This window comes from Streptococcus sp. 1004_SSPC, from assembly GCF_001069025.1.
Taxonomy (GTDB): domain Bacteria; phylum Bacillota; class Bacilli; order Lactobacillales; family Streptococcaceae; genus Streptococcus; species Streptococcus vestibularis.
This window is the reverse complement of sequence record NZ_JWGQ01000008.1, coordinates 64,039-77,072: the sequence shown is the minus strand read 5'-3', so window position 1 is coordinate 77,072 and position 13,034 is coordinate 64,039. Positions and strand designations below refer to the sequence as shown.

At 39.7% G+C, this 13,034-nt stretch carries 11 protein-coding genes and 1 pseudogene; 9 read left to right on the top strand and 3 right to left on the bottom strand.

Annotated features, from left to right (window positions below):
* Window positions 1-43: 43 nt before the first annotated feature.
* The 4 genes from rnr (at window position 44) to ADF62_RS00600 (ending at window position 4,914) form a co-directional block, all read left to right on the top strand.
* A complete protein-coding gene (rnr, locus tag ADF62_RS00615) occupies window positions 44-2,497 on the top strand; it encodes a ribonuclease R (protein ID WP_048787854.1) in 2,454 nt (817 codons plus the stop codon).
* 21 nt (window positions 2,498-2,518) lie between these two features.
* Entirely contained in the window at window positions 2,519-2,983 is a 465-nt protein-coding gene (gene smpB, locus ADF62_RS00610) for an SsrA-binding protein SmpB (RefSeq protein WP_003097567.1), read from the top strand.
* 154 nt (window positions 2,984-3,137) lie between these two features.
* A complete protein-coding gene (locus tag ADF62_RS00605; RefSeq protein ID WP_003097565.1) occupies window positions 3,138-4,544 on the top strand; it encodes a Cof-type HAD-IIB family hydrolase in 1,407 nt (468 codons plus the stop codon).
* Window position 4,545: 1 nt separating this feature from the next.
* On the top strand, window positions 4,546-4,914 hold the full coding sequence (locus tag ADF62_RS00600) for a S1 RNA-binding domain-containing protein (protein ID WP_002886108.1): 369 nt from the start codon (window positions 4,546-4,548) through the stop codon (window positions 4,912-4,914).
* Window positions 4,915-5,010: 96 nt separating this feature from the next.
* Here ADF62_RS00600 and ADF62_RS00595 read toward each other — a convergent pair whose 3' ends face one another.
* Window positions 5,011-6,096 (bottom strand): M24 family metallopeptidase, encoded by a 1,086-nt coding sequence (locus ADF62_RS00595; RefSeq protein ID WP_003097563.1) that lies wholly within the window; start codon window positions 6,094-6,096, stop codon window positions 5,011-5,013.
* A 314-nt stretch (window positions 6,097-6,410) separates the two neighbouring features.
* On the opposite strand from ADF62_RS00595, the gene ccpA reads away from it, so the two are divergent.
* The 3 genes and pseudogenes from ccpA to ADF62_RS00580 all read left to right on the top strand — a co-directional run bounded on the left by ccpA (window position 6,411) and on the right by ADF62_RS00580 (window position 9,668).
* Window positions 6,411-7,412: a catabolite control protein A gene (gene ccpA / locus ADF62_RS00590; protein ID WP_037621533.1), complete on the top strand. Its 1,002-nt coding sequence runs from the start codon at window positions 6,411-6,413 to the stop codon at window positions 7,410-7,412.
* A 59-nt stretch (window positions 7,413-7,471) separates the two neighbouring features.
* Window positions 7,472-8,539 (top strand): MmcQ/YjbR family DNA-binding protein, encoded by a 1,068-nt coding sequence (locus ADF62_RS00585; RefSeq protein ID WP_003097560.1) that lies wholly within the window; start codon window positions 7,472-7,474, stop codon window positions 8,537-8,539.
* Window positions 8,540-8,551: 12 nt separating this feature from the next.
* Window positions 8,552-9,668 (top strand): annotated as a pseudogene (locus ADF62_RS00580) (glycerate kinase).
* Window positions 9,669-9,699: 31 nt separating this feature from the next.
* Here ADF62_RS00580 and ADF62_RS00575 read toward each other — a convergent pair.
* On the bottom strand, window positions 9,700-10,155 hold the full coding sequence (locus ADF62_RS00575) for a YueI family protein (RefSeq protein WP_048787853.1): 456 nt from the start codon (window positions 10,153-10,155) through the stop codon (window positions 9,700-9,702).
* A 205-nt stretch (window positions 10,156-10,360) separates the two neighbouring features.
* Between ADF62_RS00575 and eno the strand changes: the two genes are divergently transcribed.
* Together eno and ADF62_RS00565 are read left to right on the top strand one after the other, a co-directional pair.
* Window positions 10,361-11,659, top strand: coding sequence for a surface-displayed alpha-enolase (eno, locus tag ADF62_RS00570; RefSeq protein ID WP_002889001.1), 1,299 nt, complete (start codon window positions 10,361-10,363; stop codon window positions 11,657-11,659).
* 426 nt (window positions 11,660-12,085) lie between these two features.
* Window positions 12,086-12,469, top strand: coding sequence for a TM2 domain-containing protein (locus ADF62_RS00565; protein WP_003093919.1), 384 nt, complete (start codon window positions 12,086-12,088; stop codon window positions 12,467-12,469).
* Between the two features lie 367 nt (window positions 12,470-12,836).
* Here the strand turns inward: ADF62_RS00565 and ADF62_RS00560 are convergent, their stop codons facing one another.
* Window positions 12,837-13,022 (bottom strand): hypothetical protein, encoded by a 186-nt coding sequence (locus ADF62_RS00560; protein ID WP_003097555.1) that lies wholly within the window; start codon window positions 13,020-13,022, stop codon window positions 12,837-12,839.
* Window positions 13,023-13,034: the final 12 nt, after the last annotated feature.

Here is a 13,034-nt window from a genome sequence, read left to right as displayed (position 1 = left end):
TCATTTTTTGCGTTATAGTCAATAAATAAAAGAAAAGGAAATCATGAAAGAATCTATTATAAATTATTTGAAGGAGCATGGGAAATCCAGTGTAAACGACATTGCCCAGGCTCTTAATCATGCTGGGGGAGAAAAGTTTCCTCAGCTCATCAAGGCCATATCAGCCATGGAAAGTAAGAGACAGTTGCGTTTTAACCGAGATGGCTCTGTATCCTTGCGTCCTAAGAAAGAAAATCCTAATCAGGTGACTGTTGAAGGTGTCTTCCGTGCCAATAAGAACGGTTTTGGTTTCTTGCATGTCGATGACAGTGAAGATGACATGTTCATCGGTCGTAATGACGTTGGCCATGCCATTGATGGTGATACTGTTGCCGTTGTTATCAAGAAGCCAGCAGACCGTTTGCGTGGGACAGCGGCAGAAGCAAGAGTTGTTGAAATTGTCGAACGATCTCTTAAAACGGTTGTCGGGAAATTTATCCTCAATGATGAGAAAGAACCTTATGCAGGTTACATCAAGTCTAAGAATCAAAAAATTCAGCAACCAATCTACATCAAGAAAGAACCAGTTGCTCTTGAGGGAAATGAGATTATTAAGGTTGATATTGAAAAATACCCTAACCGCCATTACGATTATTTTGTAGGAAGTGTTCGAGATATTATTGGTCATCAAGGAGATGCTGGTATTGATGTCTTGGAAGTTTTGGAATCAATGGATATTGTTTCGGAGTTTCCAGAAGATGTTATGGCTGAAGCAGAGGCTGTGCCGGATGCACCTAGTCAAGAAGACCTAATTGGTCGTGTTGACCTTCGTCAAGAGGTGACCTTCACTATTGACGGAGCCGATGCCAAGGACTTGGACGATGCGGTTCATATCAAACGTTTGCCAAATGGTAACTTTGAGCTTGGTGTTCATATTGCCGATGTGTCCTACTATGTTACAGAAGGTTCTGCTCTTAACCGTGAGGCAGTAGCACGTGGGACTTCTGTTTATGTGACAGACCGTGTGGTACCAATGTTGCCTGAGCGTCTTTCGAATGGTATTTGTTCACTAAATCCCAATGTTGACCGCTTGACGCAGTCAGCTATTATGGAGATTACTCCAAAAGGCAAGGTGGTCAATCATAAGATTTGCCAATCTGTAATTAAGACAACCTTCCGTATGACCTATAGTGATGTCAATGAAATGTTGGCTGGAAATCCAGAAAAGATTGAACAGTTCAAGCCTATCATGGATTCTGTGTCAGCTATGGCAGAACTTCATAAGATTTTAGAAGACATGCGTGAACGTCGTGGTGCTCTTAACTTTGATACATCTGAAGCTCGTATCTTGGTTAATGATAAGGGGATGCCAGTTGATATTGTGGTGCGTGAACGTGGGACGGCTGAGCGAATGATTGAGTCCTTTATGTTGGCTGCCAATGAATGTGTGGCAGAGCATTTCGCTAAGGCTAAGTTGCCATTTATTTACCGTATTCACGAAGAACCTAAAGCGGAGAAATTGCAACGCTTTATGGATTATGCTTCTATCTTTGGTGTTCAAATCAAAGGAACAGCTAATAAGATGGATCAGCTAGACTTGCAAGATTTCATGGCGCGAGTTCAGGGTAAACCTGGAGCAGAAGTTATGAATATGATGTTGCTTCGTTCGATGCAACAAGCCCGATATTCAGAACACAATCACGGACACTATGGACTTGCGGCTCAGTACTATACCCACTTTACTAGTCCAATCCGTCGTTACCCAGACCTTTTGGTTCACCGAATGATTCGTGAGTACACCAACAATATGTCTCAAGAAACGCGTGAACATTTTGAAGAGGTTATTCCTGAGTTAGCGACATCATCTTCAACTTTTGAACGTCGTGCCATTGATGCCGAACGTGTCGTTGAAGCCATGAAAAAAGCAGAATACATGGAAGAGTTTGTTGGTCAAGAATTCGATGGTATTGTCGGAAGTGTGGTTAAATTCGGTATGTTTGTGGAATTGCCAAACACCATCGAGGGTTTGGTTCACATCACGACCCTTCCAGAATTTTACAATTACAATGAACGCACCATGACCCTTCAGGGTGAGAAAACTGGTAAGACTTTCCGAGTTGGTCAGCCTATCCGTGTCAAATTAACACGTGCTGATAAGGAAACCGGAGACATTGACTTCCAATACCTTCCAAGCGAGTATGATGTCACTGAAAAAGTAGACCACAAGGCTCGTCAGGAACGTGAAGAAAAGGCGAAAGCCTTCCGTAATAGAGGACCACGCCGTGATCGTCAAAACGGTGACTTCGAAGGTCGTGGTAAACGTGGGGATAACCGTAACCGTCAAGACGATAATGGTCGTAAAGGTTCTTATGACGAAAAACGTAAGTCATCTAAGAAACCCGACAAGCGTAAAAATCAAAACCGTCCTCATAATGATAACAAAGGACGTGAGAGTGGCCGTCGTAAGAAAAAAGGGAACAAACCTTTCTACAAGGACGTTGTTAAAAAACGAAAATAGGATGAGAATGGAGGGACTGCTATGCCAAAAGGTGAAGGCAATGTTGTTGCTCAGAATAAAAAGGCGAGACATGACTATAGTATTGTAGATACTATTGAAGCAGGCATCGTGCTGACAGGGACAGAGATCAAATCCGTTCGTGCGGCCCGCGTCCAACTAAAAGATGGCTATGCTCAAATCAAGAATGGTGAGGCCTGGTTAATCAATGTTCATATTGCTCCTTTTGAGCAGGGAAATATTTGGAATCAGGATCCAGACCGTACGAGAAAATTATTGCTTAAGAAAAAGCAAATCACCAAACTTCAAAATGACCTTAAGGGTACAGGGATGACCTTGGTTCCTCTTAAGGTATACCTAAAAAACGGTTTTGCCAAGGTATTGCTCGGCATCGCCAAAGGGAAACACGATTACGATAAACGTGAGTCTATCAAGCGTCGTGAACAAGAGCGTGATATTAATCGTATTATCAAGAGTGTTAACCGTTAAACCGCTTATCATCTAAGACTGACCTGGTCTTAGATGATTTTTTGCTTTTTAGCTTTAAGAAATGATATAATGGAAACACCGCATGATCTTTTGTTAGGGCTGCTTCTTGAATAGTACCTAGCGCTAGATTTTGATACTGTAAAGGAGATTAGCGATGCCAGTAGATGCAAAAACAAAATACAAGGCCAAGAAGACTAAGATTGTTTTCTTTGATATTGATGACACCCTTCGTGTCAAAAAGACAGGTTACATTCCTGAATCTATCAAGGCTGTTTTCAAAGGGCTTAAAGAAAAAGGAATTTTGACGGGGATTGCCACAGGACGTGGCTACTATGGTGTCGTTGAGGATATTCGAGACCTAGAGCCCGATTATTTTGTAACCATCAATGGAACTTATGTGATTAACCGAAAAGGGGAAGAAATTTATAACCAGCCCCTAGCTCGTGAGGTTACAGAAGCTTTTGTTGCTTGGTGCAAAGAGATTGGGAATGCTTGGGGCTTCGCTGGTAAGGACAAGCCAGTTGTTTCAGAGCGTTCAGATTTGATTGATAATGCTATGAAACCAGTCTATGGTCTTTGTGATGTGGAGCCAGACTTTCACTTGTCGAATGATGTTTACCATATGTGGACTTTTGCGGAAAATGATGCTGAGCTTGAGTTACCAGAAGAACTCGCATCCCATGTTCGTATGGTACCCTGGCATGAACACTCGTCTGATGTCGTAGCAAATGGTATCTCAAAGGCCTCTGGTGTCGAGCATGTCTTAGAGCATGAAAATCTTAAACCAGTCAATGCCATGATGTTTGGGGATGGTCCAAACGATATGGAAATCTTTGATTATGTTGGACTTAAGATTGCCATGGGTAATGCCACACCAGAATTGAAAGAAAAAGCAGATTACGTTACAGGAACAATAGAAGAAGATGGCATTTTTAATGCTTTGGAGGAACTCGGATTGGTAGAAAAAGAACTTCATTTTCCACAACTTGACTTGGATACAGTAGAAGGTCCAGTCGCAACAATTAAAACAAATCATGGTAATTTGGTCATCAAACTCTTCCCTGATCATGCACCATTAACAGTTACAAACTTTGTCAATTTGGCCAAGAGTGGCTACTATGATGGTGTGATTTTCCACAGAATTATCAAGGACTTTATGATTCAAGGTGGTGACCCAACTGGTACTGGTATGGGTGGTGAATCAAGCTTCGGTGGTAGCTTCCAGGACGAGTTTTCTGAAGAACTCTATAACCTCCGTGGTGCACTTTCAATGGCAAATGCTGGACCAGATACTAATGGTAGCCAGTTCTTCATCGTTCAAACACCTGAGATTCCTTATGCTAAAAAGGAACTCGAACGTGGTGGTTGGCCAGCACCAATCGCAGAAGCTTATGCTGAAAATGGTGGAACACCTCACCTAGACCGTCGTCACACAGTCTTTGGTCAATTGGTAGATGAAGACTCTTACAAGGTGCTTGATGAGATTGCTAATGTTGAGGTTGGAGCTCAAGATAAGCCACTTGAAGATGTTGTGATTGAAACAGTTGAGGTAGCAGACTAAGATGAAAATTGGAGACAAGCTTAGGGGTGTTATCACAGGCATCAAGCCTTACGGTGCCTTTGTTTCATTGGAAAATGGTACCACAGGCTTGATTCACATCTCAGAGATTAAGACAGGTTATATCGACAACATCTACAATACCTTAAAGGTAGACCAGGAGGTCTTGGTTCAAGTTGTTGATTTTGATGAATTTACACAAAAGGCCAGTCTTTCTTTGAGAACCCTTGAAGAAGAAAAAAATAAAATTCCTCATCGTCATCGTTTCTCTGACAGTCGTTTGAACTATGGCTTTAAACCTTTGGCAGAAGCAATGCCAGGATGGATTGAAGAAGGACTTGACTATCTTAGACAAGAGCATGAGGAAAAATAGTAAAAGCTGACTCTCGATGAGTCAGCTTTTTTGGTGTTTTCGATTTGGCTACAAACAAAAAGGTCTTCAACTTAATTGAAGACCCATATTTATTAATTAGACATCAAAATAGAGCAATTCTTTTGGTGTGTGTGTGAAGACTTCAAAGCCATCTTTTGTCACGTAACCACAGTCCTCAATACGAACACCAACTTTTTCAGGAATGTAAATACCTGGTTCAACAGAGAAACACATTCCTTCTTCGATTACCAAGTCATTTCCTTCCATGATTGAAGGAAACTCGTGGACATCCATACCAAGTCCATGTCCCAGACGGTGGTTGAAGTATTCACCGTAACCAGCTTTTTCAATAACATTACGTGCTGCAGCATCGACTTCGCTGGCAGTTACACCTGGTTTGATAAAATCAAGGGCAGTGAGTTGAGCTTCCAAACAGATATTATAGATATCTTTCTTGAATTGGTCAGGTTGACCAACAGCTACGGTACGTGTCATATCTGAAACATAACCTTGACTAACAACACCCAAGTCGAAGAGGAGGAGGCTGTCATTTTCAATGCGGTTAGTTCCTGGAATACCATGTGGGTTTGCTGCATTGTTGCCTGTGAGAACCATAGTTTCAAAGGACATTTGATTGATGCCGATTTTTTTCATGCCAAATTCGATTTGAGCAATGATATCTGTCTCAGTCATATCAAGAGAGATATTGTCGAAACCGATATTAACAGCTTTATCAGCATAGTCACCAGCAACAATCATTTTTTGAATTTCATCAGCTGACTTGATAACGCGCATTTTTTGAATGAATGGTGTCAAGTTTTCAAAGCGACCTTCAAAGACCGTTTGCAATCCTTGGAACTTAGTCACATTGAGATTGTCAAACTCTGCATAAATAATAGGGCTGTCTGTACTTGCTAGACCAGCTTTGATTTTTTGCCATGGATTTTCAGAGTCCACATAACCGAAGACTGGGAAATCGAGAACAGAAGAGGCACGTGCAACCTCAAGAGCAGGAACAAAGAGGGCAGGCTCACGATTTTCGTAGACGAAGAGGAACATTTGGCGTTCATGTGGGTCACAATCAAAACCAGTAAGATAATTGACAGTTACAGGATCTGAAACAATAGCTAGCCCTGATTTATTTTCATTTAAAAAATGACGAATGCGATCAAGTTTAGACATAGAAAAAACTCCTTTGTATTTCTTACACTCATTCTGTCACTTTTATAGGGAAAATGCAAGCTGTTTTTGGCTTTTCATTAAATCATTTGCTTTCATTGAGTTTTTTAAATCTTATAGGTTGTAAGCGATGGATAATCATGAAAACGCGAAATGATAGCCCAACATTTGAAATAGCTTTCTTTACCCTAGTTAGCAAAAGAGGATCCCTTTCATTTTTTTGTAAAAAATCAGTCAAAACAATTGAAAGTGTTTTCAAATTTTGCTACAATTACTATGAAAGAGTGTGCATTAAGTTTAGAAAGGAAGTGTTTCTTATGAATACTGATGAAACAATCACAATTTACGATGTTGCGCGTGAAGCCGGAGTATCGATGGCAACTGTTTCTCGTGTTGTAAATGGTAACAAAAACGTAAAAGAAAACACCCGGAAAAAAGTTCTCGAAGTTATTGATCGTTTGGATTACCGTCCAAATGCAGTTGCGCGTGGCTTGGCGAGTAAAAAAACAACTACTGTAGGAGTTGTCATTCCAAATATTACAAATAGCTATTTTGCTACTCTAGCTAAAGGTATTGATGACATTGCAACCATGTACAAGTATAATATTGTTCTTGCTTCCAGTGATGAAAATGACGATCATGAAGTTACAGTCATTAATTCTCTATTTGCTAAACAAGTTGATGGTATTATTTTTATGGGACACCATCTGACAGAAAAAATCCGTGCAGAATTCTCTCGTACCCGTACACCGATTGTTCTAGCAGGAACAGTTGATCTCGAACACCAATTACCAAGTGTTAACATCGACTATAAAGCTGCCGTTGAGGATTGTGTAACGCAACTTGCTAAAAATAATGAAAAGGTTGCTTTTGTATCAGGACCACTAATCGATGATATTAATGGCAAACTACGTTTGGCTGGGTATAAGTCTGGACTTGAAAAGAATAATTTGAGCTACAACGAAGGACTTGTCTTTGAAGCTAAATATAGCTATAAAGACGGCTTTGATTTAGCACAACGTGTCTTGAACTCTGGTGCCACTGCTGCCTATGTTGGGGAAGATGAATTGGCTGTAGGTCTCTTAAATGGCCTCTTTGCTGCAGGCAAATCAGTTCCAGAAGATTTCGAAATCATCACAAGCAATGATTCACCGATTACAAGCTACACACGTCCAAACCTTTCTAGTATAAACCATCCTCTCTATGATTTAGGGGCAGTTAGCATGCGTATGTTGACTAAAATTATGCATAAGGAAGAACTTGAAGATAAGAACGTTATTCTTAATCATGGTCTAACTTTACGCCAGTCAACAAAATAAAAAAGGAGTTGGGACATCAGTTTGTCTCAACTTCTCTTTTTTAGAAAAAGGGAGAATGAATGACTTTTGAGGATGCTTATTTTAAACAGAAAGTCCTAAAACATGATAGCCTGGAGCCTTTTGGTTTTATAACTAGTGAGAAAGGCTACGAGCTCAGAAAACCACTAATGGCTGAAGGACTTGAGGCTCGACTATTCATTGATTTAGAAGGTAAGTTGACAGGGCAGGTTGTTGATATTGATTTTGATGAGTCTTATGACACTTTCCGAAGCCCTCACGCAACTGGAACCTACGTTGGTCAAGTCAGAGAAGCTTATGGAGATCTCTTGTCACAAGTAGCTGATTTTTGTTATGACGACCAATTGTTTTCGTCCCCGCAAGCTAATCGTCTGGCTAATTTTATAGTTAAGGAATTTTCAGACCAAGCTGACCATCCTTTTGAGAAATATCCAGACTATCTTTCCTTTCGGGTTGATGATAAGTGGTATGCCTTATTTTTCCCTCTCAAAGGGGAGAAACTAGGACTTGATAGGGAAAAGGCGGATTTAGTCTATGATGTGGTTAACCTCAAGATCGATCCAAGGCAGATGGATAAGCTCTTAGACTTAGATGGAATCTATCCTAGTTACCATATGTCCAAGAAGACTTGGATTAGCCTTGTTTTAGATGAGACAATTCCAGATCAAACGATTTTTGAGCTCCTTAGAGGGAGTCGTTCTCTGGTTGCTCCTAAGCATCTTAGGAAGCCTTCAGAGCCTCACTACTGGATTATTCCAGTAAATCTAAAATACTACGATATTGGGGAAGAGTTCTCGTCAAGTGAGGATATTCTTTGGACCCAGAAAGCCAGTATGCAAAAAGGGGACGTCGTTGCAATCTATATTACGGCACCTACCAAGGCCATTCGTTATCTCTGTCAGGTTTTAGAAGCGAATATCCCTAATCAAGGTTATCGTGAAGAGGAGAGTATTAAGGAGTTGATGCGGATTAAACCCTTATACACCTTTAATGACACTGACTTTGATAGTGATAGATTAAAGAGTTTAGGTATTAAAACTGTTCGAGGTCCTCGACATATGACAGATGAGTTAGTTCAGGCTTTATCCCCTTACCTAAAAGAAAAATAGAAGGAGGACATCATGCGAATTTTGATTGCACCTGATTCCTTTAAGGAAAGTTTGTCTGCAAAAGAGGTCGCCTTAGCTCTTAAATCGGGCTTTGAAAAGGCCTTGCCCGACGCTGAGTTTGACCTCATGCCAATAGGTGATGGTGGCGAGGGCACCTTAGATGCTCTTGCTGAAAATCTAAATCTTGAGAAGAAAAGTATCGAGATTCCTCATGCCTATACAAGTGATGGAAGTGTTTTTTTTTGCCAGCAATGGCCAGACTGCCGTTTTTGAAATGGCTGCGATTTGTGGCTTGGAGCATATACCTAAAGATAAACGCAATCCTCTTTGTATAACAACCCAGGGGGTCGGTGAACTGATTGTTCACTTGGTTAAATCTGGTATTCGTGATTTTATTATAGGTGTAGGCGGATCAGCTACTAATGATGGCGGAATTGGTATGGCTTATGGATTAGGTTATTGTTTTTATGATTCTGAGGGACAGGAGCTTGATCCAATAGGTGCTAATCTTGGTCTCATTAAAAAGATATCCTCTAAAAATAAGGTTGATTTGTCTGGTGTCACCATTCGTCTGATTACTGACGTAGATAACCCCTTGTGTGGTCCACATGGAGCGACCTATATTTTTGGTGGACAAAAAGGCCTAGCTCCTTCACAATTTAAAAAGGTTGACCAAGACATGACACAACTCTACGAAAACTTTGCTCCTGAGGTTTTAAAACTGGCTGGTTCAGGAGCCGGAGGAGGCATGGCAGCGGGTTTAGTAGCCTTTGCAGGCGCAGAAATTAAATCAGGGATTGACTTTGTACTTGATTGCGTTGATTTTGATCAACGTGTGAAGGAAGTTGATTTGGTCATAGTTGGTGAGGGACGTATGGATAGCCAGTCCTTGTCTGGAAAAGCACCGGTCGGGGTGGCTAGGCGGACACCGTCAGCTATTCCTGTCATTGCTATCTGTGGTAGTTTGAAGGATGACTTGCCTGATTTTCCAGTAGCAGGTATCTCAGCTGCTTTCCCTATCATTGGACAAGTATTAGAGTTAGACCAAGTTTTAGCTACCGCTAAGGAGAATCTCTATCGCACAGGACTCAATATTGGGAATCTCATTAAGCTCAGTAAAACATTGTGATATAAGAAAAAAGCTGGCGTTGCGTCAGCTTTTATTTTCCAAATAGTTTAGCAAAAAATCCCTTTTTTTCAAGGATAGGTTCAGTTTCACTAGGAGCAAGGATATCAGGATAGAGTTCTGAAAATAACACTTTATCAAGATTCTCTGCTTGATTACTATGTACGATAAGACCGTATGGTGAATGAGCCTTGGCCTCGTCCACGATAGTAGCTGAAATGTTGAGCGCTTGAGCCGTTTTGATATAGGTAAATTGTATCTGGTCAGCTAATTTTGGCGATATCTTGAGACTAAGATTCGGGTAAACTGCTTGCAAGTCTTTTAAAATCTGGGGAAAATGGTCAATTACAGTTTTCTTTTCAGCATTTTCTAATAGAACAGCTAGGACTACACGTTCCGCATAGGTTCCAAAATACTGACGAAGTTCATCGGGATTTAGGCGTTTTTCGCCACTAGCGCATTGGAGCACTTTGTTTTCAAGTGAAGTCATAGGAATCTCCTCTTAGTTTTCTACTTGTATTATACAATATTTTGAATTCCTTTTCATTTGAGTCGTTTTCTGAGATTTTCAAAAACAATTGAAAACATTAAAAAATAGAAAATCGCTAGAAAATTCTGGTTTTAATTTGCTTAAGCCTTGATATTATGGTAATATAAAGGTGTAAAAAATTTTAACTCATAAGGAGAGTATTGTAATGTCAATTATTACTGATGTTTACGCTCGCGAAGTCCTTGACTCACGCGGTAACCCAACACTTGAAGTAGAAGTTTACACTGAATCTGGTGCATTCGGTCGCGGTATGGTTCCTTCAGGAGCTTCAACTGGTGAACACGAAGCAGTAGAACTTCGTGATGGTGACAAAGCCCGTTACGGTGGTCTTGGTACTCAAAAAGCAGTTGATAACGTAAACAACGTTATTGCTGAACACATCATCGGATTCGACGTACGTGATCAACAAGGTATTGACCGCGCCATGATCGCTCTTGACGGTACTCCAAACAAAGGTAAACTTGGTGCCAACGCTATTCTTGGTGTGTCTATCGCTGTAGCACGCGCAGCTGCTGACTACCTTGAAGTTCCACTTTACAGCTACCTTGGCGGATTCAACACTAAAGTTCTTCCAACTCCAATGATGAACATCATCAACGGTGGTTCTCACTCAGATGCTCCAATCGCTTTCCAAGAATTCATGATTGTACCTGCTGGTGCACCAACATTCAAAGAAGCTCTTCGTTGGGGTGCTGAAATTTTCCACACTCTTAAGAAAATCCTTAAAGAACGTGGTCTTGAAACAGCCGTAGGTGACGAAGGTGGTTTCGCGCCAGCATTTGACGGTACTGAAGATGCTGTTGAAACTATCATCAAAGCTATCGAAACTGCTGGTTACAAACCAGGTGAAGATGTATTCCTTGGTTTCGACTGTGCATCATCTGAGTTCTACGAAAACGGTGTATATGACTACACTAAATTCGAAGGTGAAGGTGGAGCTAAACGTACTGCCGCAGAACAAATCGATTACATCGAAGAATTGGTTAACAAATATCCAATTATCACAATCGAAGATGCTATGGATGAAAACGACTGGGACGGTTGGAAAGCTCTTACTGAACGTCTTGGTGGTAAAGTTCAATTGGTTGGTGACGACTTCTTCGTAACTAACACAGCTTACCTTGAAAAAGGTATTGCAGAACACGCTGCTAACTCAATCCTTATCAAAGTTAACCAAATCGGTACTTTGACTGAAACTTTCGACGCTATCGAAATGGCGAAAGAAGCTGGATACACAGCAGTAGTATCACACCGTTCAGGTGAAACTGAAGATTCAACAATCGCTGATATCGCAGTTGCAACTAACGCTGGTCAAATCAAGACAGGTTCATTGTCACGTACTGACCGTATCGCTAAATACAACCAATTGCTTCGTATCGAAGACCAACTTGGTGAAGTTGCAGAATACCGTGGTTTGAAATCATTCTACAACTTGAAAAAATAATTCTATAGTCATATAGAATAAAAAGAGGTTCCTTAGGGAATCTCTTTTTTTAATATTAAAATTATTGATTAGATTTATTAAATTGTTCCTACTGTTAGTTTCTCTCTAAATAGTAACTTTTCGTCACTTACTACAGTTGACAAAGAACTCAAAAAGCTCTGTAATTTTTACAGTGATTTTGCTGGTTACAGAATTTATAGAGATGATTCCTAATGTCACTGTAAAGATAGTTATGCATTAAGTATTGTTTGAATTTTTAATGAAATCGATAATTAATTAATTATGACTTTACAATCATTTAAAAGAGTAATACAAGCCATAACTTAAAAGAGAGGAAAGAAAAATTGGCAAAAATTGTTAAAGTTACAGGTACGAAAGTTATAATCTCGAATAATGAGGAGTACTTGAAAAATAAACCCATCTGAATTGAATTTCGTTCCAAAATTAGGTGATGAAGTAGAAGTTCATAAAGTAGATGATGAAATTATTATCATAAAAGCTGAAGAGAAAAAAGATGACAATGTTAAGATTAACATTGTTAATGAAAACAACTCTTCCCAAAATCAGTCACAAGTCGTTTATACGCAAGCAACTACTCCAGGTTTGCATTATGTAAATAAATGGGTTTATATTTTTCTCGCTATTTTTCTTGGTGGATTAGGTGTCCATCATTTTTACGCAGGGTATTACGGAACAGGTATCCTATTTCGGATTTTATCTTTTACGGGTATCCCAATTATCATCGGATTTATCCAAGATGTTATCGTCTTATTCAAGATGCCTGATGTGAATGGTAGGATTGTTGTTTAACTAAAAATTTATTACAAATTAAATTTTTTAAAAGCTCAAGTCTAGTATCTCAAGATGGAAAAGAGTTTAGTTTTTTAATTTAGATAAGTAATATAACTCTGTGGTATTTAATTGGGAATTGACTAGCTTGTACATAGAATTAGATGAACAAGAGTAATGAAATGACCCCAATATGACTTGAGAGTAAAAATATAATTACGATTTGTCTCTTGTTATATTATGAATTGCACCCCCAAAGTATATATTTAGTTTCTAACTTTTAGGGTGCTTTTGCTATAGAATTTTAGCCTATGATAGGCACTGTACCTAAATAGGAGTTCTAAATATAAAAAGTCCCCGCAATCCTATTGACTGCGGGGATTTCGTCTTAGAATAGACCTTTAATCTTGTCTAAAGCTCCACTGACCATTTCGTTGCCTGAAACAAGTGACTTAGCTTGGTCAAAGTATTCGCCCAAATCATCTTTATTGTCATCGACAAACTTTTTAGCAGCTTCGAAATCTTTCTTTTCAATCATTTTTTTTACTTGGTTAAATAATTCCATTGGATTCATATCTGTTCTCCT